The following is a 24935-nucleotide window of genomic DNA, read 5'->3' on the forward strand; positions in this document are numbered from 1 at the left end:
TTCGCCGGCTGCGTGCCGGGTCGGGAGGAGGAGATGAGCAGGTAGCGTCCGAACTGGAAGAGCAGGGTGATCAACTGCGGGTCGGTGGCGTTCGCGAAGTTCGCGATCCGGGTGTCGGTCGCGTTGGCCGCCGCCGCGCTGGTGCCGAGGTCGAGGCCGGTCCGGTTGAACAGCGCCTGGTAGTCGGCGACGTGCCGGGCGCGCAAGTCGGCGTACGTGCGCCCCGCGGCGGCCTGGATCGGCTGCAGCGCCCGGTTGTTCTGGTCGGCGGTGAGGTTCTGGTAGTCGGTGTAGTTGGTGCCCGTCGACAGCAGGAGGGTCACCGCGGTGGCGCCGGTGACCGTGAGTTTCCCGGCCGAGCTCGCAACGGTGCCGCCGGTGGCGATCGCGCGGGCCAGGGTGCGGAACCTGACGCGGCCGGTGACGCCGTTGACGGTCTGGCCGGTGGCGTCGAGCCCGATGGTCTGCTGGTTCGGCGAGTGGATGGCGTATCCGGTGTGGAGGCTGTCGAAGTCGGCGGTGAACGTGATCCGGCCGGACTGGCTGGCGGTGAGCCGGACGACGATCACCTGGTCGGGGGCGCTGGCGAAGACCTCACGGGTATGAGTGACGCCGCCGGCGGTGTACCGCGTGAGCGCCACGGCGGTGGTGAGGTCGAGTTCGCGGTAGTAGTCCGTGGCACCGGCCGCGCCCGAGAAGTCGATACCGAGGTTCCCGACGACCTGGTAGGGCAGTTCGCCGAGGGGGGTCCCCATGAACTCGTCGTTGATGAGCGCCTGGGCCCCGCTCCAGTCCTCGGCGAAGACCCGCCGCCGGATCTCGGCGAGGTGGTCGACGCCGCCGACGTTCGCCGGAGCGTAGGGCCCGCCGCCCCAGACGGTGTCCTCGTTCAGTTGGAGGCGTTCGCTTTCAGTGCCCCCGAAGACCATCGCGCCGAGTCGGCCGTTGCCGATGGGGAGCGCGCGGAGCCATTCGGAGGCGGGTTGGGAGTACCACAGGCGCAGCTGGTGGGTCTGGGCCGCTTGGAAGTCGGATTCGGTCTCGTTGGCGGCGGCGGGGCTCGCCGCACCCGCGGCGGCCGACGCGGCGGCAAGGGCCAGGAAGCGGCGGCGGTCGGTGGAGAGAGGCATGGCAGGACCTCACAGGTCGGTGCTTTCGGGACTCGTGCAGGAAGTTCAGCAGGGCGAGTTGGTCTGGGTGAGGAGGCCGAGGCGCCAGGGCAGGAGGTTGTACGGCCCGCTCGAGCCGGGGGCCATGCCTTGGTACAGGAATTGCAGTTCGCACCGGTTGACGGTCAACGTCTGGTCGTAGCCGCTGCGGACCAGCTCGCCGTGGCTGATGTCGTTCGTCCAGGGGGTGCCGGTGAAGGCGACGTTGTTGCGGCTGGCGAACGGATTGGCCTGGGTGTCCGCCAGCGGCGTCCAGGGCCCGGCCGCGGACGTGGAGGTCCAAGACCGGAACATCCGGCCCCCTGCGGTGATGGCCTCGACCATCAGCAGGTATTCGTCGGTGCCAGCGAGCTTGTATACGTTGGCGCCCTCGAAGAGCCAGTGGTGGTTGTCGTCGTGCATGGCGATGACCGGTTGGGAGAAGCCGTTCGGGAAGTTCGACACCGAGGTCTGCGCCCGGTACAGGTTCCCGTTGTCGTCCGAGGAGTACATGTAGCAGTTGGCGCTGTCGCAGATGGTCCAGAAGTCCAGCCACTGCCCTTCGCCCCTGTTGTCCAGGACGATCTGCGGGGTGCTGGAGTACATCCGCGTCGGCGCACTCCAGGAGCTCGGGTTCGCGATGTCGGTGGTCGTCGAATAGGCGACGTTGTTGCCGACCTGGTACGTCAGGTACCACTTCTGCTGGGATGCGAAGTAGAAGACCTGCGGCGCGGCCTTGTAGCCGGTGCCGACCGCGGTGGTGTCGAGGTAGTGCAGCTGCGCTGAGTCGGCCTGCGACCAGTCGGTGAAGCTCAGGTACGCCAGGCTGTAGGACTGGTTGGTGTTCACGACGCTGACGAACACGTGGTAGCGGCCGTTGTGGAAGACGACGGACGGATCCTTCACCGACACGATGTTGTGCGTCGCATCGGACTTCGGCCCGACCAACTGGCCGGTGGAGCTCCACTGGAAGTTCGACGGCAGCACGCTGCCACCGGCTCGCACCACTTCGAGGTGGTCGATGTTCGCCAGGCCCGCAGCGGTGGTCGCGTCGAGCCGGACGGTGTTGGCGCCGGCCTGCACCGGGACCGAGACGGTCTCTATCGCCCAGTTGGCCCAGGCGCCGGTGGGAGCGAAGGCGACGCCGGTGCGGATCGTCGCACCGTTCACGGCCACATCGGCGGTGCGGTTCGCCGCCGACCCGTTCGCGTACTTGACGCCGAGGGTGAACGTCCCCGCCGACCCGGCCTGGACGGTGAAGGTGATGCCGGTGCCGGCCCGGTTGGGCGCGTTGCAGAACCCGGTGCCGGTGAACCCGGCGTAGTTCGACTCGATCGCACCCGCGCAGGCGGCGCTTTCCGCCTCGTACCGGGTCGATTGCGCATGGGCGCTCGGCGCGAACACGGCTAGGGCGGCGATCAGCGCCGCGGCCATGACCGCAGCGATGGCAGAGAGCCGCAACGATCGTCCCATGGACACTCCCTCATACGTAAGAATAGATATTCTTCAATGCATGAGTCTGGCAGAAACGATCGTCGATCGCAAGGACTGTTTCCAAGGCTGGTTCAGCGCCCGTTCGGCCGCGCGGTGCTGGCGCGGACCACCAGCGTGGTCGCCAATTCGATGCGCGTCTGGGCTGCCGATTCGCCTCCGGCCAGGTCGAGGACCAGCGCGGCGGCCGCCGCGCCCAGTTCGCTGAACGGCTGGTGCACCGTCGTCAAGGGCGGACCGCACCAGCGCGAGTACGAGATGTCGTCGAACCCGACCACACTGAGGTCCTCGGGGATGCGCGCGCCCGCCTGGCGAGCGGCCTCGTACACGCCGAACGCCTGGAGGTCGTTGCCGCACAGCACGGCCGTGGGAGGCGCGGCGAGGCTCAGGATCTCTCTGGCGTGACTGAGACCCTCCTCGAAGGAGAACCACATCCCGGTCCGCACGAGGCGTTCGTCCAACGGCACGCCGGCCGCCTCCATCGCCGCGTCCACGCCTTCGAGGCGGTCACGTGCGCAACGTCGTTCCAATGGTCCTGTAATCACCGCGATCCGCCTGTGGCCGAGGTCGAGCAGGTGCTGGGCGGCGGACAGACCGCCGTGCCGGTTGGCCGCGGCCACCGACGGAACCGTTTGCAGCGGCTCGCTCGTGGGATCGATTGCCACGAGCGGGATCCCGCTGGCGGCCAGCAGACCGTGCTGCTCCGGCGAGAAGCCCATATGAGCGACGATCACCCCGGCCGGCCGGCGGGCCAGCAGGGCCCGCGCCCAGTTGCGGCCGGTCGACTCCTCCTGCCGCGCATCGGTGAAGGCGACCGTCAGTCCACGGCCGGCGACGACCTGCTTCACGCCTCGCAGGATCTCCACCGCCAGGTGACCGTGCATGCCGTAGAAGACCACCTCGACGACCGCGGTCCTCACGACCTTCTCGGGACGGCGGTACCCCTGCTCACGCAACAGCCGCTCCACCAGCCGCCGGGTCTCCGGGGCGACCCCCGCTCGTCCGTTCAGCACTTTGGACACGGTCGGCGCCGAAACGCCGGCCAGCCGCGCAATCGCCGCGACTGTCGACTGCCCACGCCGACCTTCCCTGCCCACGGCGGCGTCTGAAACGTTCGGGGCCGGCAGGTCGATGCCGCTCGAACCTGCTCGCAACCCCGCACCACCAGGCCCATGCCTCGGGTCAGAGACCTCTCGGACCCGCAAGGCCCTGCGCTCTGCCACTTCACCGAGCAGGCGGATCCGCGCCCGTTCAGCATCGGCCTCCGCTTCCGGTCCCCCGGGCACGGTCTCCGTGAGATAACGGCGCTTCTTCGACACCGGATCAAGCCCGGCATAGACGCGCACCCGCAGCGAACCGCTGGGGAGCCTCTCGATTTCGCCGCGAGAGCGCCGCGGTCCGCCACTGCCTTTCATGGAGCCACAGTACCAGCGATCACCAAACCTGAACTGGCTCCAGTTCTAGCTCCATGGAGCCACTTCTAGAATCCGAACCGACTCCTGGCAGTCGACGATCGCGGGCCAGCACCGGGATGCTTCAACACCGACGCTTCCGGGCACGGGAACGAACTCCCGACGTCAACCGGGGCTCCGACGAGCGCAGTCGACCCGGCCTCAGGGCAGGTCTCGATGCTCGGAGTCCACACTGGATCGATGCGTGCCACTACCGGCCCGGTGAGCACATACGAGGTGAGCGAGAGTTCCGGGAAGACCATGAGGCGGCTGCGCGCCTCCCTGATCGCGACCGTGTGAGCGACGGCATTCTGATCGGTTCAGCGGGCCGTTGCCAACTCGGCTCAGGTCCGGACCGCCCTGCTGGTTTCGCGGCCCGCGGACGGCAGGGTGGAGTGCCGCCCGCCGCCGCTCCCGGTCGGACTGGCGGGCGGCACTCCAGCCGACTAGAGCGGGGTGCAGGTCACCGCAGGGGAGGCGGCGGTGCCTGATCCGACGAAGCCCCAGGCAGCGGTGCGGGTCTGGCCGGCCGCGACGGTGCCGTTCCAGCCGACGTCGCGGGCGGTCACGGTGGAGCCCGAGGTGGTGACCTGGGCGTTCCAACTACTGGTGATGGCCTGACCACTCGGCCAGGTCCATGTCAGCCTCCAGCCGGTGAGGGCGCTGGATCCGGCGGTGACGTCGACGTTGCCCTGCCAGCCGGAGGCCCAGCTGCTGACGACGCGGATCGACGCCGAGCAGCCGGTGGCAGGAGGCGGTGTGGTCGAGCCCGGGGAAGTCGTTCCTCCCGGCGGGGTCGTGCCACCGCCCGGGCTGCCCTGATGGAGGCCGAAGAACTCGATCGCCGATCGCGCCATGCCGGACTGGGGCAGGTTGTGCCCGGAGCCGATGGCGGTGATGGATTCGACCTGAACGGTGCCACTGGCATTGGCGTATCGTTCACGCTCCCAGTTGGACTGCGGCCGATCGGTGGTCGTCGGGTTCTGGCTGAGCCCGAAGACGTTCGTCCACTGGTCGACTTCTTCTTGGAGGAGCTGGTACGGCACCAGGTTGTCCTGGTCGCCGTGCCACAGCTGCACGCGCGGGCGCGGTCCGCTATAGCCGGGGTAGGCCTGCCGAACCGCGTCGCCCCAGGCCTGCGGCGTCTTGTTCATGCTGCCGTTGACGCACTGGCTGGTCTGGGGCGGGAAGTCGGCTTCGTTGGCGAAGCAGGTGAAGGGCACGCCCATGTACACCGATCCCGCGGCGAAGACGTCCGGGTAGAGCGCGAGGAGGGCGTTGGTCTCCTGGCCGCCGGAGGAGCTGCCGGTGACGTAGACCCGCTGCGGGTCGCCGTTGTACTCCTGCTCCGCGTACTCGACCATCGAGACGACGGATGCCGGGTCACTGCCGCCGCCTCGGGTCTTGGACGCTGCCGACCACACGTCGAAGCAGTTGCCCATCGACGTCTGTTTTGTGGCGGTCGGGTAGATGACGATGAAGCCGTACTGGTCGGCCAGGGAGGCGAACTGGGAGCCGGAGTAGAACCCGGTCCCGGACCCGCCGCAGCCGTGCATGGCCACGAGGATCGCCGGCTCGGCGGGACGGACGTCGGGTACATAGATGTGCATGCGCAGGCCGCCGGGGTTGTCGCCGAAACCGGTCACCTCCCTCAGGGAGGCGGCGGCCGCCGAGGGCGCGAAAGCGACCCCGGCGGCGATGAGCAGCAGTCCGCTGAGGACGGCCGCGAAAATGGTTCTCGTTCGTTTCATATTGCCGGTCTTCCTTCCTTCACGCCGGGCCCGCTCCCGAACCCGGCATTCGCTCGTCGTTTTCATGACGGTCAACACTTGCGTGAGTGAAGTTGCTAGCGGGTCGTCCGGGTCAGGTCGGCCCGGTTCGTCTCGTCGGCCAGGCGGATGCACAGGGCGGTGAGCAGGCAGCACGCGGCGATCACGATCGACAGGACCAGGGGGCTCGCGCCGCCCGCCAGGAGGGCGGCGAACACGAGCGGGCTTGCGCCCGCGCCGGTCGAGGAGATCTGGTAGCCGAGGGAGGCGCCGGTGTAGCGGGTGCGGGTCGCGAACATCTCGCTGTAGAGCGCGGCGAGGGGCCCGTACATCATCGGGTGGACCACGGCCTGGCCGAGCACGAGCGCGAGGACGAGCAGCGGCACCGAGCCGGAGTCGATGAGCGGGAACAGTGCGAAGGCCAAGGCGGCCATGGCTATCGCCCCGGTGAGGACGACCGGGCGGCGGCCGATGCGGTCCGACCAGGCCGAGTAGGCGGGGATGGCGATCACCGCGAGCGCCGAGGAGAGGGCGAGGGCGTTGAGGACGGTGCCGCGCTCGTACCCGGCGCCGACGGCGTAGGCGACGCCGAACGCGGTGAGCGTGGACTGGGCGACGAACACGCCGAAGCCGATGCCGATGGCCAGCAGCAGGTTCTTGGGGTGGCGCCGGATCACCTCGCGCAGCGGCCAGGACTCGCCGGAGCCGGCTTCGGCGCCGGAGAAGACGGGGGTCTCGGTCACGCGCGAGCGCACGAAGAGCCCGAGGGCGAGCAGGGTGACGCTGAGCAGGAACGGGATGCGCCAGCCCCAGGCGAGGAACTGGGCCTCGCTGGTGCCGGCGGCGACCAGGGCGAGGACCACTGTGGAGACGACCATGCCGCTGGGAGCGCCCGCGTTCGTGAAGGAGGCCCACAGGCCGCGCCGCGAGGTGGCGTGCTCGGCCGAGAGCAGGACGGCCCCGCCCCATTCGCCGCCGAGGGCGATGCCCTGGACGATGCGGAGGGTGACCAGCAGGAGCGGGGCGAGCGCGCCGACCTGGTCGTGGGTGGGCAGCAGGCCGATGAGGGTGCTGGCGATCCCCATGGTGGCCATGGTGATCACCAGCATCTTCTTGCGGCCCATGCGGTCGCCGAAGTGGCCGAAGATGATCCCGCCGAGCGGGCGGGCGAGGTACCCGGCGGCGAGGGTGCCGAAGCTGGCGACGGTGCCGACCAGCGGGTCCATGTCGGAGAAGAAGACCTGGTTGAACACCAGGGCCGAGGCGGTGGCGTAGAGCAGGAAGTCGTAGAACTCGATCAGGCTGCCGAGGTAGGAGGAGAGGACGGCGCGGCGGAGCTGCGATCCGGTCGCGGGTTCGGTCCGAGACATGGCGTGCCTCCGAAAGGGGTAGGGCCGGGGCCGGTCGGACGGCCGGTCCCTGGAAATTAATCTATGTAAATACGTGACGACAGTCAAGGATTTGCATATAGTGAATCCATGGCGAATGACCAAGAGGTCCGACCCCAGGGCCTGCTGCTCACCCTCTTCGGCGGCCACGTCCTCGGCCGCGGCGTTCGCGTCGCCACCGGGAGCGTCCTCGACGTGCTCGCCGGCGTCGGCGTCGCCGAGCACGCCGCCCGGTCGACCCTCGGCCGCATGGCCGAGCACGGCCTCCTCGCACGGCACCGGCACGGCCGCAAGGTCTACCTGGGCCTGACCGCGCGCTCCCGCGAGATCCTCAACGACGGCGAGGTCCGCATCTGGCGCATCGGCGTCGCCGACGACCGCTGGGACGGCACCTGGACCCTCCTGGGCTTCACCGTCCCCGAATCGCAGCGCGCGCAGCGCCACCTCCTGCGCTCGCGCCTGTCGTGGGCCGGGTTCGGACTCCTCCAGGGCGGGCTGTGGATCGCACCGTCTCCTGTGGACGTCGAGGCGCTGTTGGAGGGCATCGAGGCCGCCGAGCACGTCAAGGTCTTCCAGGCCCGGGCCCTCGCGCCGACCGACGTTCGCGAACTGGTCGAGAGCGCATGGGACGTCGAGGCGCTCGCCAAGTCCTACCGGCGGTTCACCGAGCGGTGGACGGCCCCGCCCGACCTCGGGTCCGTGGACGCGCTCGGACGCCAGCTCCTGCTCACGAGCGAATGGCTCCAGCTGCTGCGCCAGGACCCGCGCCTGCCCGTGCCGCATCTGCCCGCAGACTGGCCCGCCGAAGGGGCCCAGCGCCTCTTCCGCCGGCTCCACGCCGAACTGGAGCCGCGGGCGCGGGCCATCGCCTTCGAGAAGCTCGACACCGTCCCCGACGAAGGAGGCCACTGATGGACCTGAACGGCAGGAGCGTCGTCGTCACCGGCGCCGGACGCGGACTGGGTCGGGCCTACGCGCTGGCTCTCGCGGCGGCGGGGGCCGCGGTCGTGGTCAATGACGCCGACGCGGCGGCGGCCGAGGCGGTCGCGGCCGAAGCGGAAGCATTGGGAGGCAAGGCGGTCGCCGCGCCCGGGGCGGTCGGGCCGACCGAGACGGCCGGGATGCTCGCCGACCGGGCCGTCGAGGCGTTCGGGCGCCTGGACGGGCTGATCACGAACGCGGGCGTGCTCCGCGACCGGATCCTGTGGAAGATGTCCGATGAGGACTTCGACACCGTGATCGGAGTCCACTTGCGGGGGACGTTCACGTGCGTCCGGGCCGCGGTGCAGCGGATGCGCGCGCAGGGCGAGGGCGGGCGGATCGTCGTGGTCGGCTCCCCCGCCGGGCAGCGCGGCAACGTCGGCCAGACCAACTACTCGGCCGCGAAGGCCGCCGTCGTCGGCATGGTCCGCACCTGGGCCATGGAGTGCGCGCGCGACCGGATCGCGGTCAACGCCGTGATCCCGGTGGCCGCCACGGCGATGACCCGCACGATCCCGGTGTTCGAGCCGCACGTGCGGGCCTGGGAGGAGGAGGGGCGGCCGCTGCCGGCGTGGCTGCGGGCCGGAGCCGGGTTCGGCGTCCCCGAGGACGTGGCGCAGCTGCCGGTGTTCCTCATGTCCGACAAGGCGTCCGGGATCTCCGGCCAGGCGATCGGGCTCGGCGGCGACCGGCTCTCGCTGTGGTCGCACCCGCAGGAGACCGTCACGGCGGTCGGCGGCGGCTGGACGGCGGACGGCATCGCCGACGCGTGGCCCGCGGTCTTCGCGCCCCGGGCCGAGACCGTCGGCATCCCGCCGGTGGAGGAGCCGTGAACGTCGACGACCTCGTCGCAATCGACATGCACGTCCACGCCGAGATCGGCGCCGACGGGCACACGTCCCTGGCCGAGGACCTCATGGACGCGTCCTCCGCGCACTTCGCCGCGCAGGGCGGTCGGCACCCGACGATCGACGAGATCGCCGCGCACTACCGCGAGCGGCGCATGGCCGCGGTCGTCTTCACCGTCGATGCCGAGCACGCCACCGGGCGCCGACCTATTGCAAGCGAAGAGGTCGCGGAGGCCTGCCACCGCCATCCGGATACGTTGATCCCCTTCGGCAGCGTCGACCCGTGGCGCGGCGCCGCCGCGGTGCGGCAGGCGCGGCGGCTCGCGGCCGAGCACGGGGTTCGCGGGTTCAAGTTCCACCCGAGTCTCCAGGCGTTCGATCCGAACGACCGCATGGCCTACCCGCTGTACGCCGCGATCGAGGAGCTGGGCCTGCCCGCGGTGTTCCACACCGGACAGACCGGGATCGGCGCGGGCGTCCCCGGCGGCGCGGGGATCCGGCTGCGTCACTCGAACCCGATGCTCGTCGACGACGTCGCCGCCGACTTCCCCGGCCTGCCGATCGTCCTCGCGCACCCGTCCTTCCCGTGGCAGGAGGAGGCCCTCGCCGTCGCCGTGCACAAGCCGTCCGTCCACATCGACCTGTCGGGCTGGTCGCCGAAGTACTTCCCGCCGATCCTCGTCAAGTACGCCGGCTCGCTCCTCAAGCACAAGGTGCTGTTCGGGTCCGACTATCCGCTGCTGGCCCCCGACCGGTGGCTCGCGGACTTCGCCGCGCTCGACTTCAAGGACGAGGTGCGGCCGCTCGTCCTCAAGGAGAACGCCGCCAGGCTCCTCGGCCTGAAGGGGGGATGAGCCTTGCGCGACTTCGGCATCGGGTCCTGGCCGGCGCGCCGGGCCCGCAAGACCCCGCACCGGACGGCCGTCCTGGACCCCGGCGGCCGCTTCACCTACGCCGAGCTGCACGAGCGCGTGAACCGGCTCGCGAACGCGCTGCGGGGCCTCGGCGTCGGGCGCGGCGACCGGGTGGCCTACCTGGGGCCGAACCACCACACGTTCCTGGAGGCGCTCTTCGCGAGCGGCGCGCTCGGGGCGGTCTTCGTGCCGCTCAACACCCGCCTGGCCGCACCGGAGCTGCGGCACTGCCTCGACGACTCGGGGGCCGTGGTGCTGATCCACGACCCCGCGCTGCCCGTTCCCGCTGGGCCGCGGACGATCGCGGTCGGGCCGGACTACGAGGACCTGCTGGCGGGGGCCTCGGCGGAGGCGGTCGAGGAGGCCGTGGCGCTCGACGACCCGTTCATCATCATGTACACCTCCGGCACCACCGGCCTGCCGAAGGGCGCGCTGCTCACGCACGGGAACCTCACCTGGAACGCGTTCAACGTCCTGGTCGACGTCGACCTGGCCTCCGACGAGACCACGCTGTGCACCGCGCCGCTGTTCCACACCGCGGGCCTGAACATGACCTGCCTGCCGACGCTCCTCAAGGGCGGCAGGGTGGTCCTGGAGCCGTCCTTCGACCCCGGCCGGACCCTGAAGCTCGTCGAGTCGCTGCGCGTCACCTACATGTTCGGCGTCCCGGTCATGTTCGACGCCATCGCGCGCTCCGCGGCCTGGGCCGGGGCGGACCTGTCGAGCCTGCGGCGGGTGAGCTGCGGCGGTGCGCCCGTGCCGCCCGCGACCATCCGCGCCTACCTGGAGCGGGGCGTCGTGTTCAGCCAGGGGTACGGCATGACCGAGGCGTCACCGGGGGTGCTGTTCCTGGCCGCCGAGGACAGCGCCCGCAAGGCCGGGACGGCCGGTGTGCCCCATTTCTTCACCGACGTCGCCATCGTCGGCCCCGACTCGCGACCCGTCAACACGGGCCAGCGCGGCGAGGTGATGGTCAACGGCCCCAACGTGATGCGCGAGTACTGGGGGCGGCCCGGCGACACCGCCGCCGCGTTCGCCGACGGGTGGCTGCGCACCGGCGACATCGCGACGGCCGACGCCGACGGGTTCGTGTCGATCGTGGACCGGGCGAAGGACATGTTCATCTCCGGCGGGGAGAACGTCTCCCCCGCCGAGGTCGAGACCGCGCTGGGCAGGCATCCGGCCGTCGCCGACTGCGCGGTCATCGGCGTCCCGGACGCGACGTGGGGCGAGGTCGGCCGCGCGATCGTCGTCCTCGCAGACGACACAGTGGACGGCACCGAGCTGCTGGCGTTCCTGCGCGGCAGGCTCGCCGGGTACAAGATCCCCAAGTCGGTGGTGTTCGCCGCCGCACTCCCCCGCTCCCCCACCGGGAAGATCATCCGTCGAATCCTGCGAGAGGAATACCGATGAGCCGACGAGTCACCGGCATCGAGGAGATCTGCGCCCTCGGCGGCGCCGACCTCGGGCGCACCGCCTGGCGGGAGGTCGCCCAGGACCGGGTGGACCGCTTCGCCGACGCCACCGACGACCACCAGTGGATCCACACCGACCCCGTCCGCGCCGCCGACGGGCCGTTCGGGGCGGCCATCGCGCACGGGTATCTCACGCTGTCGCTGGTCATCCCGATGTTCAACGAGCTCTTGGCGATCGACGGCGTCACCGCGAGCGTCAACTACGGGCTCAACCGCGTCCGCTTCCCGGCTCCGGTGAAGGTGGGCGAACGCATCCGCCTCCACGCCGTCGTGGCAGAGGCGGAGGAGGTCAAGGGCGGCGCGCAGCTCACGCTGGACTTCACCGTGGAGATCGAGGACGGCCCGAAGCCGGCGTGCGCGGCCCAGGCCGTGTACCGCTACTACGCCTGAGGCTCAGCGGAGGAGCGGTTCCCCGGCGGCGATGACGGCGCGGATGGCGTCGCGCGACTGGGAGAGCGCGTCGATGGACGCTTCGATGCGGGCCTGCTCGCGCTTGAGGTCGGCGACGAGGTCGGCGCAGATGGGGACGAGGTTCCCGGCCTGCTCGGTGAGGCACGGCAGCACGGTGCGGATGGTGGCCGTACTGAGGCCGGCGTCGAGGAGCTGGCGGATGCGGCGGGCGACCTCGATGTCGAGGTCGGTGTAGTCGCGGTAGCCGGAGGCGTCGCGGCCGGGGGTGAGCAGGCCCTGCTCCTCGTAGTAGCGCAGCAGGCGGGCGGGGACGCCGGTGCGCTCGGCGGCGGTGGAGATCTGCATGTGACCAGCGCCTCTCGGGCTCGGGCTTGCCTTCTCATCGATGTCAAGGTTGAGCCTAGCAGGGTGAATGCCAATGGAACTCGAAGTCCCGCTCCGCCTCGTCCCGCCCGGCCGCTGGTCATGCTCGCCGGTTTCGTCCTGCTCGTGTTCTGCACCGGCTCAGCCGAGTACCTCGTCTCCGGCGTCCTGCCGCAGCTCGCGGCCGACGCCCGGGTCGACATCGCCACCGCCGGCCAGACGGTGACCGCCTACGCGCTGGGGGTCGCGGTCGGCGGCCCGATCGTCACCGTGCTCACGGCGCGGCTGCCGCGCAAGGGTCTGGCGCTGGGCCTGGCCGGCGTGTTCATCGCCGGGACGGTTCTGACGGTGATGGCGCCGGGGTTCGGGTGGATCATCGTCGGCCGCGTCGTCTCGGCGTGCAGCCAGGCGACGCTGTTCGCGATCGCGCTGACCGCCTCGGCGACGGCGCTGGGAGCGGAGAAGGCCGGGAGGGCGATCGCGATCGTCGCCTCCGGGCTCACCGCCGCCACGGTGCTGGGTGTGCCGCTCGGCGCGCTCCTGGGCAGCGGGTCGGGCTGGCGGCAGCCGTTCGGCGTCATCGCCGCGGCCGCGGTCGTCGGGCTGGGCCTGCTGGCGTGGGCGATGCCGCGCACGCCGCGGCCGGAGACCGGTGTGGCCGATGAGATCCGGACGCTGCTGCGCGCGCCGGTCCTGCTCGCGGTGGCGACCACGGTGGTCGGGTTCGCCGGGGTCGGGATCGTGTTCACCTACCTCGTGCCGCTGCTGACCGACGTGACGGGCCTGGCCGCGGGCGCGGTGCCCGCGCTGCTGCTGGCGTACGGGGTCGGCGGTTTCGCGGGGAACCTGGTGGCCGGGCGCCTGGCCGACCTCGCGCTGGGCCGCACGCTCGCGGGCGTGCTCGTCGCCCTGGTCGCGGTGCTCGCCGCGTTCCCGCTCGCGGCCGGACAGGCTTGGGCCGCAGTGGTCCTCGTGCTGGTGCTGGGGCTGCTGTCCTCGGCGATCATCGCGCCGCTGCAATCGCTGGTGCTGCGCCACGCGGGCGCGGCGCCGACGCTGTCGCTGGCGGTGAACGTCGGCGCGTTCAACCTGGCCAACGCCATCGGGGCGGCCCTCGGCGGCGCGGTCGTCGCCGCCGGGCTGCTGCGATGGGAGGGCTGGTTCGGCGCCGGGTTCGCGGTGCTGGGGCTGGTGCTGGCGGCCGTGGCGCTGCGCGCGCGGGTCCGCGAACCGGAGCCCGCCGCGGCGTGAAGGTGTGCGGCCCCGGGGCACATAGCCCCGGGGCCGCTCGTTCAGCGGACCCTGGTCAGCTCGATCATCGTGGAGGCGTAGTCGGCCGGGCCCAGGTCCAGGTCGAGGCCGTGGGTGGCGAGGACCGCGCCGTGGTGGACGCGGCCGGTGCGCGCGTCCTCGTAGCGGCCGTCGAGGTCGAGGCCGTGGAGCTTGACCAGCGGGTCGCGGTAGCCGAGGCGGCGGGAGTGCCGCCAGGCGAGGACCACAGTGGTGTCGTCGCGGTCGTACTGCACGCCCGCGGCCTGCCCGGCCTTGAGCGGGTGGCGCCGTCCATGTTGGACGACGGGGCGGATGCGCTTGTAGTCGGCCACCAGCTCGGCGCCCCTCGCCAGCTCCTCGTCGCTCCAGATCCGCAGGTCGCCGCCGACGGCGAGCACACCGGCCATGGCGACGCGGAAGCGGAAGTCGAGCGGGATCACCCTGCGGGTGAAGGGGTTCGGCGAGTCAGTGACCCACGCGCCCATGATGCGCGCGGGGTAGACCTGCGCGAAGCCCTCCTGGATCTCGATGCGGTCCAAAGCGTCCGTGTTGTCCGAGGTCCACACCTGGTCGGTGCGGCGCAGGATGCCGAAGTCCACGCGACCGCCGCCCGAGGAGCAGGACTCGATCCGCAGCGCCGGGTGGTCGGCGCGGAGGCGGTCGAGGATGCGGTACAGGTTGCGGGTGTGGTCGAACCAGAGGCGGTCGGGGTCGGCCGAGCCGGGCCACCCGGCCTCGGTGAAGGGCCGGTTCATGTCCCACTTGAGGAAGTCGATCTCGTTGGCGCTCAACAGGTCGTCGAGCCAGTGGTGCATCCACTCGGCGACCTCGGGCTTGGCGAGGTTGAGCACCAGCTGCTGGCGCACCTCGCTGCGGCGGCGGTGCGGCTGGTGGTAGACCCAGTCGGGGTGAGCGCGGTACAGGTCCGAGTCGGGGTTGACCATCTCGGGCTCGACCCACAGCCCGAACCGCATGCCGGTCTCGTGGACGCGTTTGATCAACGGGCCCAGGCCGTCGGGGAACCGGTCGGGGTTCGGGGTCCAGTCGCCGAGCCCGGCCCGGTCGCTGACGCGCGCGCCGAACCAGCCGTCGTCCATGACGAACAGCTCGCAGCCCATTGCCGCGGCCCGCTCGGCCAGCCGCATCTGGTCCTCGGCGGTGAAGTCGAATTCCGTTGCCTCCCAGGAGTTGTAGAGGACCGGGCGGTCCTCCTCGGGGTGCGGCAGGACGTGGGCGAGCGCGTACTCGTGCCAGGCGCTCGCGGCCCCGGCGAACCCGCCGTCCGCGTACAGCCCGGCCGCGACCGGGGTCTCCAGGACCTCCCCCGCGACGAGGCTGATCGAGACGGGGTCGTGGCCGAACCCGGCGGAGACGGCGACGCGCCCGGCGGGGTCCTTCTCGACGGTGATGCGCCAGGTGCCGCTCCAGGCGAGGGTGGTCGACCAGGTCTCGCCGCGGGTCTCGGTGGCCTGGCCGTCGTCGATCGTGATCCACGGGTTGGCCTGATGGCTGGTGACGCCGCGGCGGGAGCCGATCACGGTCTCGCCGTAGGGAACGGGGGTGCGGGTCAGCTGGGTCTCGGCGCCCCATTCACCGTGGAGGCGGCTGAGCCGGGGCGCATCGAGATCGGGGACGGCCCAGGTCGCCGAGTCGGCGCGCAGGACCTCGATTGGCTCAGTGCCGTTGTTCTGCAACGTGATCGAGCGTTCGATGACGTCGGAGTCGGGGTGCGAGCGGTACCGGGTGCGCACTTCGAGCGGATAGTGCCGGTCGGCGAAGACGAGCGTGAGCGCGTCGTCGGCCTCGGACGCCTCGCGGAACTCCAGTTCGAGGTCGCGGGTGCCGTCACCGAAGCGGACCTGGACGCCGGTGTGGCCGTACTGGAACGCCGAGGCGGCGCTGAGGTCCAAGGGCGCCTCGCGCCCGATGACGGGCCGGAAGGGCGACGCGGGCAGGTCGAGGAGGGCCAGCGCCTGCTCGGCGGTCAGCCGCGGTCCCCAGTGGAGTCCGTGGAGCCGGTCGTGGTCGTCCAGGGCCACGACGTAGCTCGTGTGCGGGGTGTCGACGGCCCAGAGGCGGGGTTCGCGCGCTGGCATGCGGTGTCCTTTCGCGGGTGTGCGGTGGTGCGGCGCCCGTGGGAAGGGCCCGCCCCGGGGAGGTGGAGCGGGCGCCGGCCCGGGTGCCTCCGGTCAGTGCCGGGGCGGCCCGGAGGTCTCCCGGACGAGGAGCTCCGGGGAGCGCCAGACGGGTCGGGGCCGTTCGCGGCCTTCGAGTTTCGCGTGCAGCAGTTCGAACGCGCCGCGCCCGACGCCCCGGAAGTCGAGGTCGATGGTGGTCAGCGGCGGCACGTTGAAGGCGGCGAGGGGGCTGTCGTCGCAGCCGACGACGCTGAGGTCGCCCGGGATTGAGCGTCCGGCGCGGTGGGCGGCGTGGAGGACGCCGAAGGCGAGGTCGTCGTTGCCGCACATGATCGCGGTGACGTCGGGGTCGGCGACGAGCGCGGCCGCGGCCTCGGCGGCGGATCCGATCGTCCATCCCGACTGGACCGGTTCGGGCGCCTCGACGCCGACCTCGGCGAGCGCGTCGGCCCAGCCGTCCTGGCGTCTGGCCCTGCCGGGCATCGCGAGGTAGTGGACCGTGCGGTGGCCCATGGACAGCAGGTACCTCGTGGCCCGCTCGGCGACCGCCCGGTCGTCGAGCGAGACGAGCCAGTCCGCGGCGTCCGGTTCGCGGCTGAGCTTGTCGTCGCCGGTGGCCACGACCGCGCCCGGGCGGGCCTCCCTCAGGATCCGGCGGGCGCGGGTGGTGGTGTCGTCGTGGGCGATGACGATCGCGGGTGCGCCGTCGTGAGAGAGGCGGCTGAGGATGTCGTCGTCGGTGTAGGTCTGGTCCGGGTCGAGCACCGAGATGAGGACGGTGAAGCCGGCGGCGGCGGCACCGTCCTCGATGCCGCGGAGCGTCTCGGCGGTGCCGTACAGGGCGGTGTCGAACGTGAAGACGGTGACCGACCGCACGGCGCCGCCCGCGAGGGTCCGCGCCGACCGGTTGGGCCGGTAGCCCAGCTCGCTGATGGCGGCCTTGACCTTGGCGCGGGTGGCGTCGGCGACCTGCGGCGCGTCGTTGATGACACGCGAGACGGTCTGATGCGACACCCCCGCCCGCTTGGCCACGTCGAAGATCGAGACGGGCCTGGCTCCGGCAGCGCTCATGTGGTCGGTCACCTTCCGTTGCGTTATTCGGCGTTCGCGAGTTCGACGACCGCTTCGGCCGCGGCCTGGGCGTCCTTCTGGCCCAGCCACACCTGATTGAACTCGTCGAGCGCGGCGGTGCCGAAGGCGGCGTCGTTCATCGACAGCGGATACCCGATGGCGGTGCCCTCGGCGGCCTCCTGGAACCCGGTCACGTCGATGCCCTCGCCGGCCCAGTAGTCGGCGAACGCGCCGTTGAGCGAGGCGACGCCGGGCCAGACCGAGCCGGACTCGGCGGCGATCCGCTGGGCCTCTTCCGATCCGAGGAACTCCACGAACTCCCAGGCCTCGTCGGGGTGCTCGGTCCCGGCGTAGACGGCGTGGGAGAGGCCGTTGATGACGGTGCCGGAGCCGACCGGGCCCGTCGGCAGGTTGGCGACCGCCCAGTCCCCGGCGTCGATGCCGTCGCGGTACGCGGAGAGGGTCCAGGACCCGTCGAGGGCGGTAGCGGCCTGGCCGGAGATCACGTAGTCGGCGGGCGGTCCGCCGTTGGGCTGGTTGGTGACCTCGGCGGGCACGGCCACGTTCCACTTGTTGTAGAGGTCGGCGGTGAACTGGAGGGCTTCGACGCATTCGGGCGCGTCGATCGCGTACTCGCCCCACGGCTCGGTCTGGAGCGCGCAGCCGTTCTGGACGCCGTAGTTCCACCAGTCGGTCTGGCCGGTCGAGGACCCCATCGCGGTCCCGTACTGGACGATGTTCTCGGAGTCGAAGTCCGGCGAGAGCGCGTTGTCGCCGTTCGCGTCGAGCGTCAGCTTCTGGAGCAGCTCGACGTAGGTGCCGCCGTCGACGGGGTTCCAGGTGAGGCCTTGGACCTCGGCCGGGTCGACCCCGGCGGCTTCGAGGGCGTCGAGCCGGTAGACCAGGGCGATCGAGTCCCAGTCCTTCGGCAGGCCGTACTGCTCGCCTTCGAACGTCCAGGTGTCGTAGAGCGCCGCGGGGTAGATCGAGGTGTCGAGGCCGGACTCCTCGATCTGGTCGGTGAGCGGCAGCAGCACCCCGTTGGCGGCGAAGGTGGGGAAGCGCGAGACGTGGTCCCAGAAGACGTCGGGCGCGTCCTCGGCGGCGAACTGCGTGTCCAGACCGGGCCAGTAGTCGTCCCAGGGGTTCTGTTCGAGTTCCACTTCGATGTCGGGGTGGGTCTCGTTGAAGGCGGCGATCATCGCCTCGACCGCCGGTCGCTGGTTGTCGTCCCAGAAGGCGTACCGGAGCACGACCGCTCCGTCATCGTCGCCGCCGCAGGCGGCGAGGCCGAGCGGGGCGGCGACGGCCAGCGCCGCGAGAGCGGCCGCACGCGTCTTGTTCATGTTCTTGGCCTTTCGGTGAGAGGTTCGGGTCGGGCGGGCGTCATTTCATGCCGCTCAGGGCGATCGAGCGGACGATGTGGCGTTGGAAGGCGAGGAACACCACGATGAGCGGCAGCAGCGCCATCGCGGATGCGGCCAGCACCAGGTGGTACTCCTGGTTGAACTGGGACTGCATCTGGGCGATCCCGCGCGTGATGACGCGGGTCGACTCCGAGTGGCTGATGATCAGCGGCCACAGGAGGTTGTTCCAGGTGTTGACGAAGCTGATGATCGCGAGCGTGCCGAGGATCGGCCTGGCCATGGGGACCATGACCCGCCACAGGATCGTGAACGTGCCGGCGCCGTCGATGCGGGCGGCGTGCTCGATCGAGACGGGGATGGTCTTGAAGTACTGGCGGACCAGGAACACCCCGTAGGGCATGAGGAATCCGAACACGAACGGCAGGATCAGTCCCAGGTGCGTGTCGACCAGGCCCAGCTCGCGCACGATGATGAACGTCGGCACCAGCGTCACGATCTGCGGGACCATGAGCGTCGCGATGTAGGCCCAGAAGAGGGCGTCCCTGCCGGGGAAGTCGAGGCGGGCGAAGGCGTAGGCGGCGAGGGTGGAGAACACCAGCTGGCCGATCGTGACCGCGACGGCGACGATCAGGGAGTTGACTGCGAACGTCGCGAAGTCGTAGCCGCTCCAGACTTCGGCGAAGTTCGTCAGGATCGGGTTCGCCGGCGGGGACCACGGTTCGGAGGTCAGGATCTCCTGCTTGGACTTGAACGCCGCGTTCAGCGTCATCAGGAACGGTCCCACCGAGAGCAGCGCCCCGGCGAGGAGGGCGAGGTAGAGGAGGATCTTCTTCACCACGGCGGGCTCCTAGCTGAAGTCGTAGACGGTGCGCTTGCGGAAGAACACGACCTGGGCCAGCGTGATCGCGGCGATGATCGCGAAGAGGACGACCGCGAGCATCGACCCGTACCCGGCGCTGCGCTGGGTGAACGACTCCAGGAAGATCTGGTAGTTCAGGGTCGAGGTGGCGCCGTCGGGGCCGCCGGCGGTCATGACGTGGATGGTGTCGAAGACCTGGAACGAGCCGATGACGCTGGTGATGAGCACGAACAGCATGGCCGGGCGCAGCAGCGGCAGCGTGATCTTGAAGAACCGGTAGGCCGGGGCGGCGCCGTCGACATCGGCCGCCTCGTAGAGCTCGGTCGGAATCGACTGGAGCCCGGCCAGGAAGAACAGCATCGTGTAGCCGGTGTACTGCCAGACGTTGACCGAGGCGATCACCGGCATCGCCCAGGCCGAGTCCGTCAGCCATGAGGGCCCGTCGATCCCGAAGAGCGCCAGGAACTTGTTCAGGCCTCCGTTGACCGGGTCGAACAGCCACCGCCAGATCACGCCGAGCGCCACCGGCATGGCCATCCACGGCAGCACGTACAGGACGCGGAAGGTGTTGCGGGCCTTGATCTTCGCGTTGAGCGCGAGCGCGAGCAGCAGCGCCAGCACGGTCTGGGCGGGGATGTTCAGCAGCACGTAGTAGAACGTGTTGCCGATCGACTGGAGCGCCCGCTCGTCCCCGGCCAGCTCCCGGTAGTTGTCCAGGCCGACGAACTCGGGGTCGGACAGGAAGTTCCAGTCGAAGAAGCTCAGGGCGACGACGACCACGATCGGGGTGAGCAGGAAGAGCGCGAAGCCGGCGAGGCTCGGCGCGAGCATCGCGTAGGCCTCGACGGCCGTCCGGGGGCTCCACCGCCGCGCCGTTCCGGGCGGCGTTCGACGGATGTTCGCGGGCGCCGGCGCTGGACGCGCCTCGGGAAGGGTTCGCATGGCACCTGACCTGTCATTTCAATCAGCATTGATCCGCTCGAACGTTAGCGCTAACGGCCCTTTCGTGTCAAGGAGCAACATGAATATTCTTGTGTATCAATATTAGAAAGGTGTTTTTACTGTTCAGAGCCATGAACAAGATTGATGTTCTTCCATCGCCACACTTGACCGCACACATGGGACCGATCTAGGCTGATAATCCGTTAGCGCTAACAGTCTTCGTCCACCCCCTTCGAAAGGCAGTCCGCGATGACCGCTGTCCCTCGACCCATCCGGCGCCGGCGCCGCACGCTCGGCGTGCTGGCCGCCGCGCTGGCCCTGACCGGCTCCCTGTTCGCCGCCACCGCCCCCTCGGAGGCCCAGGTCTCCACGCAGAGCGTCCTCGTGGTGGACGCCGGGGCGCCCATCCGTCCCGTGACCCAGGTCGGCAACGGCATGCTCTACGGCCTGTCCGACGCGGGCAAGCCGCCGCTCTCGCTGCTGATGCCCTTGAACCTCAACACGTTGCGGCAGCCGCCGCCGAACCACGACCACATCCCCAACGGCGAGACCGAGCCGATCGGCGACACGCTCGACGTCGCCGCGAACGCGAAGGCCGCCGGGGCGACCATCACCGTCGACATGGCCGACTCGCTGCCGGGCTTCCCCTACCAGTGGTTCGGGTGGACCGACTGGCTGGGCCGGGTCGACCGGATGATCGCCGACGCCGAGGCCCGCCCCGACATCACCAACATCGCCTCGTGGGAGCCGTGGAACGAGCCGGACTGGACCTGGCCGAGTTCGGCGGGCAGCTTCAACGACGGCTGGGCCCGCACCTACCAGCGGATCCGCTTGAGCGACCCGACGACCCCGATCATGGGGCCGAGCATCTCGTCGTGGAACGAGTCCTCGATCCGGGGCTTCCTGACCGCGGCCAAGGCCTCGAACACCGTCCCGCAGGTCATCTCCTGGCACGAGCTGTCGGGCTGGCAGAACGTGGACGACCACGTCGCCGCCTACCGGGCCCTCGAACGCTCGCTCGGCATCGGCCCGCTGCCGATCTCGATCAACGAGTACGCCGGGACCGGCGAGATCGACGTGCCCAGCACCGTCAACCACTATGTGGCCCAGTTCGAGCGCTCGGGCGTGCGCGATGCCGAGCGGGCGTTCTGGTACGAGGCCGGCACGCTCAACGGCCTGCTCCACAACAACCAGCCGACCGCCTCGTACTGGATGTACCAGTGGTACGCGCAGCAGAGCGGCGACATCGTCAACGTCGTCCCCACCGCCTACAACGACGCCGTCGCCTCCTACAACTCCACCGCCGGGGAGGTGAGCGTCGTCTTCGCGGGCGAGTCCGGGAACAACACGATCCAGGTCAACGGGCTCGGGTCCTTCGGCTCCTCGGTGAGGGGGACTTTGGAGTACGTGCCGGGATCGGGCCGCACCACGCCGGTCGGCGGGGCGACCCACGTCTCGACGCAGAACTACACCGTCACGAACGGCACGGTCAGCGTGCCCGTGGCCAACCAGGACTACCTCGGCGCGTACCGCCTGGTCCTCACCCCGGCGCAGTCCGGCGGCGACACCGGCGCGCTGCGCTCGACCAGTGCCGGGAAGTGCCTGGACGTGCCGAACTCCTCGACCGCGCAGGGGACCCAGACCGCGCTGTGGACCTGCCACGGCGGGACCAACCAGCAGTGGACCCGCAGCGCCTCGGGCGAGATCAGCGTGTACACCGGCTCGTCGCGGATGTGCCTGGACGCCTACAACAACCAGACCACTTCGGGGACGCCGGTCATCATCTGGCCGTGCACCGGCGCGACCAACCAGCAGTGGAACTTCAACGGCAACGGGAGCATCTCCAGCCGGCAGTCCGGCCTGTGCATCGACGTCGAAGGGGCCTCCACCGCGAACGGCGCCAAGATCGTGCTGTGGACCTGCCACGGCCGCACCAACCAGCAGTGGACCCTCACCTGAGCACCGGTCCCCCGTCCGTCTCTTCCACAATTCTGTTGAACTTTCAAGTTTCTGTGCGGAGGGACACGAAATCCAGGGCACATCCGAGCAATTAGGTTTGCCTTACCTAGGCTTCCGGCGTGCTCGACACCCGACCGACGACCGAGGTCCGCGACCGCCCCCGTGCGGCGCGGACCGTCGTCGTGTTCGCCGTCGGCCTTGCGGCCCTTGGCCTGTGCATCGCCTTGAGCCTCGCGCTCGGGACTAGGCCCGTCCCGCTGCACACCGTGGTCGACGCGCTCCTGGGCCGCGGCCAGGGCCCCGACGCCCTCGCCGTCACCGGCATCCGGGTCCCCCGCACGCTCATCGCCATCGCGGTCGGCGCCGCCCTCGGCTTGGCCGGGGCGCTCAGCCAGGGCCTCACCCGCAACCCGCTCGCGTCGCCGACGACTCTGGGCGTCAACGCCGGGGCCGCGCTCGCCGTGGTGACCGCGGTGCACCTGCTCGGGCTCACCCGGCCCGCCGAGTTCGCGCCGTTCGCGTTCGTCGGGGCGGCACTGGCGGCGGTGGCCGTGTTCGCGCTGGCCGGGCGCGCCGGGGACCTCGACCCGGTCCGCTTGGCGCTCAGCGGAACCGTGCTCGCCACGGTGTTCGCGGCCTGGACTTCCGCGGTGCTCCTGGCGAGCGACCAGACACTGGACGAGGCCCGCTTCTGGCTCGTCGGGTCCCTCGCCTCCCGCGACCTCGGCATGCTCGCGGCCGTCGCCGCCCCGCTCGCGGTCGGCGCGGTCCTGGCCTTCACCGTCGCCCCCGCGCTCAACGCGCTCGCGCTCGGCGACGAGTCGGCCGCGGCCCTCGGCGTTCCGGTGGGCCGCACGCGGCTCGTCGGCGGCCTAGCGGCGGTGCTGCTGGCGGCCTCGGCCGTGTCCGTGGCCGGTCCGATCGCCTTCATCGGCCTGGCCGCCCCGCACCTGGTGCGCTTCGTCCTCGGCCGCGACCACCGGCTGCTGCTGCCCGGCTGCCTCATCGGCGGTCCGGTCCTGCTGCTCGCCGCCGACATCCTCGGGCGGATGCTGCTGCGCCCCACGGAGATCGAGGTCGGGATCGTCACCGCGTTCCTCGGCGCGCCGCTACTGGCGGTCCTGGCCCGGAAGGCGACGCGGTGAACGCCATCGCTCGGCAGCGGCGCCGCACCGCGATCCTCGCTTTGGCGGGCCTGGTTCTGCTCGCCGCGCTGATGCTCACCGGGATCAGCATGGGCCGCAACCCGGTCGCGCCCGACAAGGCCCTGGCCGCGCTGTTCCTCGGCACCGGCGACAGCGGGGACGTCCTGCTCATCGGGCGGTTCCGCACCCCGCGCGTGCTCGCCGCCGTCATCGCCGGGGCCGGGCTCGCCGTCGCCGGGACGCTGCTGCAACGCGTGGCGCGCAACCCGCTCGCGAGCCCCGACGTCGTCGGCATCACCGGCGGCGCCTCCCTCGGCGCGACCGCCGCGATGGCCTTCGGGCTCAATGCGACCCTGACGCCGCTCGCGGCGCTCGCGGGCGGGCTCATCGCCGCGCTCGTACTCAGTCTCTTGGCGTGGAAGCGGAACATCGACCCGCTGCGGCTGGTCCTGGTCGGCCTCGCCGTCCAGGCCGGGCTCACCGCCGCCGTCAACCTCTTCATCGTGCGCTTCCCCGCCGAACTCGCGTCCTCGGCGCTGCGCTGGACCACCGGTTCCCTCTACGGCCGCAACTGGACCGAGGTGATCATCGGGGCCGGAGCCATCGCGGTAGCGACCGGCGCGGCCTTCGCGCTCCACCGGCGCCTCGCCGTGCTCGACCTCGGCGACGACGCCGCGGGCGCGCTCGGCGTCCGCCCCGGGCCCGCCCGCCTCCAGCTCCTCGCCGCCGCTGTCGTCCTCGCCTCGCTCGCGGTCGCGCTCACCGGCCCGGTCGGGTTCGTGGCCCTCGCGGTGCCGCACCTGGTCCGGCGCGTCGCCGGTCCCCCGACCGCCGGGACGCTCGGCCTGAGCGCCCTGGCCGGGGCGGTGCTCCTGCTCGCGGCCGACCTGGTGGCGCAGCACGTCCTGCCGATCGACGGCCTCCCGGTCGGCGTCGTCACCTCCACGCTCGGAGCTCCGCTTCTGCTGGCGCTCCTGGCCCGACAGCACCGGAGCAGCCGATGACCAACGCCATCACCGCCGCGGGCCTGCGCCTCGCCTACGGCCGCACCGCGATCGTCGACGGCCTCGACCTCGACCTGCCCGGCGGCGCCGTCACCGCGATCGTCGGGCCCAACGCCTGCGGCAAGTCCACCCTCCTGCGCGGCCTCGCACGCCTCATCGCCCCCGAGGCCGGGACCGTGGCCGTCGACGGCGAGGACGTCCACCGCATGAGCGCCCGCGCCCTCGCCCGCCGCCTCGGCCTGCTCCCCCAGCAGCCCACCGCACCCGACGGGATCAGCGTCGAAGCGCTCGTGCGCCTCGGCCGCTACCCGCACCAGAAGGCGTTGCGGCCCTGGTCGAAAGCCGACCAGGACGCCGTCGAGTCGGCGCTGGAGCGGACCGGGACCGCCGCGCTGCGCGATCGCGCCGTCGACACGCTCTCCGGCGGCCAGCGCCAGCGCGCCTGGATCGCGCTCGCGCTCGCGCAGGACACGCCGCTGCTGCTGCTCGACGAGCCGACCACGTTCCTGGACCTGCGCCACCAGATCGACGTCCTCGACCTGGTCGCCGACCTCAACGACGGCGGCCGCACGGTCGTCATGGTCCTGCACGACCTCGGCCAGGCCGCCCGGTACGCCGACCACCTCGTGGTCATGCACGAGGGCGCCCCGGCCGCCGCCGGTCCGCCCGCCGAAGTGCTCACCGCCGAGCTCGTCGAGGCGGTCTTCGGCGTCGCCTGCCGGGTCGTCCCCGACCCCGAGACCGGCACGCCCCTGGTGGTCCCGCGCGCGAGCGCCCGCCACCGCGCGGCTTCCTGAAGCCGCCCAAGGACACCCCGCAGCCGAAAGGAACCCGATGAACTCCAGACTCCTGCGCGCCGCCGCGGGCCTGCTCACCGCGGTCGCGCTCGCCGCGACCGCGGCCTGCGGGGCCGCCACGGCCACCAGCGACGCGGGCGAC

Annotated in this window: 21 protein-coding genes; 10 read left to right on the forward strand and 11 right to left on the reverse strand. The window is 71.1% G+C overall.

What is annotated here, in order from left to right; all coding sequences use genetic code 11:
• From DI269_RS00315 to DI269_RS00335, 5 genes are all read right to left on the reverse strand, one after another.
• Positions 1-1130, reverse strand: a 1130-nt coding sequence (locus tag DI269_RS00315) for a glycoside hydrolase family 95 protein (RefSeq protein ID WP_198666997.1), incomplete at its 3' end; no start/stop codon positions are given.
• A gap of 45 nt (positions 1131-1175) precedes the next feature.
• Entirely contained in the window at positions 1176-2621 is a 1446-nt protein-coding gene (locus DI269_RS00320; protein WP_198666998.1) for a non-reducing end alpha-L-arabinofuranosidase family hydrolase, read from the reverse strand.
• Positions 2622-2713: 92 nt separating this feature from the next.
• Entirely contained in the window at positions 2714-4054 is a 1341-nt protein-coding gene (locus tag DI269_RS00325; protein WP_112133182.1) for a LacI family DNA-binding transcriptional regulator, read from the reverse strand.
• Positions 4055-4536: 482 nt separating this feature from the next.
• Positions 4537-5841 carry an extracellular catalytic domain type 1 short-chain-length polyhydroxyalkanoate depolymerase gene (locus DI269_RS00330; RefSeq protein ID WP_112133183.1) on the reverse strand — a complete coding sequence of 435 codons (1305 nt, stop codon included), beginning with the start codon at positions 5839-5841 and terminating at the stop codon, positions 4537-4539.
• Positions 5842-5936: 95 nt separating this feature from the next.
• Positions 5937-7229, reverse strand: coding sequence for an MFS transporter (locus tag DI269_RS00335; protein WP_112133184.1), 1293 nt, complete (start codon positions 7227-7229; stop codon positions 5937-5939).
• A 108-nt stretch (positions 7230-7337) separates the two neighbouring features.
• Between DI269_RS00335 and DI269_RS00340 the strand changes: the two genes are divergently transcribed.
• From DI269_RS00340 to DI269_RS00360, 5 genes are read left to right on the forward strand one after another with little or no spacing between them, the layout of a single operon-like run.
• On the forward strand, positions 7338-8159 hold the full coding sequence (locus DI269_RS00340) for a PaaX family transcriptional regulator (RefSeq protein WP_112133185.1): 822 nt from the start codon (positions 7338-7340) through the stop codon (positions 8157-8159).
• A complete protein-coding gene (locus DI269_RS00345; protein ID WP_112133186.1) occupies positions 8159-9061 on the forward strand; it encodes an SDR family NAD(P)-dependent oxidoreductase in 903 nt (300 codons plus the stop codon). The genes DI269_RS00340 and DI269_RS00345 overlap by 1 nt, the downstream gene beginning before the upstream one ends.
• A gap of 26 nt (positions 9062-9087) precedes the next feature.
• Positions 9088-9930 (forward strand): amidohydrolase family protein, encoded by an 843-nt coding sequence (locus DI269_RS00350; protein ID WP_112133201.1) that lies wholly within the window; start codon positions 9088-9090, stop codon positions 9928-9930.
• Between the two features lie 3 nt (positions 9931-9933).
• Positions 9934-11403 carry an acyl-CoA synthetase gene (locus DI269_RS00355; protein ID WP_112133187.1) on the forward strand — a complete coding sequence of 490 codons (1470 nt, stop codon included), beginning with the start codon at positions 9934-9936 and terminating at the stop codon, positions 11401-11403.
• Positions 11400-11855, forward strand: coding sequence for a MaoC family dehydratase (locus tag DI269_RS00360; protein ID WP_112133188.1), 456 nt, complete (start codon positions 11400-11402; stop codon positions 11853-11855). Before DI269_RS00355 ends, DI269_RS00360 begins: the two co-directional genes overlap by 4 nt.
• 3 nt (positions 11856-11858) lie before the next feature.
• Here the strand turns inward: DI269_RS00360 and DI269_RS00365 are convergent, their stop codons facing one another.
• Positions 11859-12221, reverse strand: coding sequence for a MerR family transcriptional regulator (locus DI269_RS00365; protein ID WP_112133189.1), 363 nt, complete (start codon positions 12219-12221; stop codon positions 11859-11861).
• A 120-nt stretch (positions 12222-12341) separates the two neighbouring features.
• Between DI269_RS00365 and DI269_RS00370 the strand changes: the two genes are divergently transcribed.
• Positions 12342-13490: an MFS transporter gene (locus tag DI269_RS00370; protein ID WP_112133190.1), complete on the forward strand. Its 1149-nt coding sequence runs from the start codon at positions 12342-12344 to the stop codon at positions 13488-13490.
• Positions 13491-13531: 41 nt separating this feature from the next.
• Here DI269_RS00370 and DI269_RS00375 read toward each other — a convergent pair whose 3' ends face one another.
• From DI269_RS00375 to DI269_RS00395, 5 genes are all read right to left on the reverse strand, one after another.
• Positions 13532-15607, reverse strand: a complete 2076-nt coding sequence (locus tag DI269_RS00375) for an alpha-galactosidase (protein ID WP_112133191.1) — start codon at positions 15605-15607, stop codon at positions 13532-13534.
• A 93-nt stretch (positions 15608-15700) separates the two neighbouring features.
• Positions 15701-16720 carry a LacI family DNA-binding transcriptional regulator gene (locus DI269_RS00380; RefSeq protein ID WP_112133202.1) on the reverse strand — a complete coding sequence of 340 codons (1020 nt, stop codon included), beginning with the start codon at positions 16718-16720 and terminating at the stop codon, positions 15701-15703.
• 23 nt (positions 16721-16743) lie between these two features.
• On the reverse strand, positions 16744-18066 hold the full coding sequence (locus DI269_RS00385; protein WP_112133192.1) for an ABC transporter substrate-binding protein: 1323 nt from the start codon (positions 18064-18066) through the stop codon (positions 16744-16746).
• A gap of 40 nt (positions 18067-18106) precedes the next feature.
• Positions 18107-18925, reverse strand: coding sequence for a carbohydrate ABC transporter permease (locus tag DI269_RS00390; RefSeq protein WP_198666999.1), 819 nt, complete (start codon positions 18923-18925; stop codon positions 18107-18109).
• Between the two features lie 9 nt (positions 18926-18934).
• Positions 18935-19777: a carbohydrate ABC transporter permease gene (locus DI269_RS00395; RefSeq protein WP_112133193.1), complete on the reverse strand. Its 843-nt coding sequence runs from the start codon at positions 19775-19777 to the stop codon at positions 18935-18937.
• Between the two features lie 360 nt (positions 19778-20137).
• On the opposite strand from DI269_RS00395, the gene DI269_RS00400 reads away from it, so the two are divergent.
• From DI269_RS00400 to DI269_RS00415, 4 genes are all read left to right on the forward strand, one after another.
• The gene (locus DI269_RS00400) at positions 20138-21847 is read left to right on the forward strand and encodes an RICIN domain-containing protein (protein WP_112133194.1); all 1710 of its coding nucleotides are present in this window, start codon (positions 20138-20140) and stop codon (positions 21845-21847) included.
• Positions 21848-21966: 119 nt separating this feature from the next.
• Complete coding sequence (locus DI269_RS00405) at positions 21967-22992, forward strand: FecCD family ABC transporter permease (RefSeq protein WP_198667000.1); 1026 nt, start codon at positions 21967-21969, stop codon at positions 22990-22992.
• Positions 22989-23996, forward strand: coding sequence for a FecCD family ABC transporter permease (locus DI269_RS00410; protein WP_232822544.1), 1008 nt, complete (start codon positions 22989-22991; stop codon positions 23994-23996). The genes DI269_RS00405 and DI269_RS00410 overlap by 4 nt, the downstream gene beginning before the upstream one ends.
• A complete protein-coding gene (locus DI269_RS00415) occupies positions 23993-24793 on the forward strand; it encodes an ABC transporter ATP-binding protein (protein WP_112133195.1) in 801 nt (266 codons plus the stop codon). The genes DI269_RS00410 and DI269_RS00415 overlap by 4 nt, the downstream gene beginning before the upstream one ends.
• Positions 24794-24935 lie beyond the last annotated feature (142 nt).

The sequence above is a fragment of the Glycomyces dulcitolivorans genome (assembly GCF_003265355.1).
In the GTDB taxonomy this organism is placed as follows: Bacteria; Actinomycetota; Actinomycetes; order Mycobacteriales; family Micromonosporaceae; genus Glycomyces; species Glycomyces dulcitolivorans.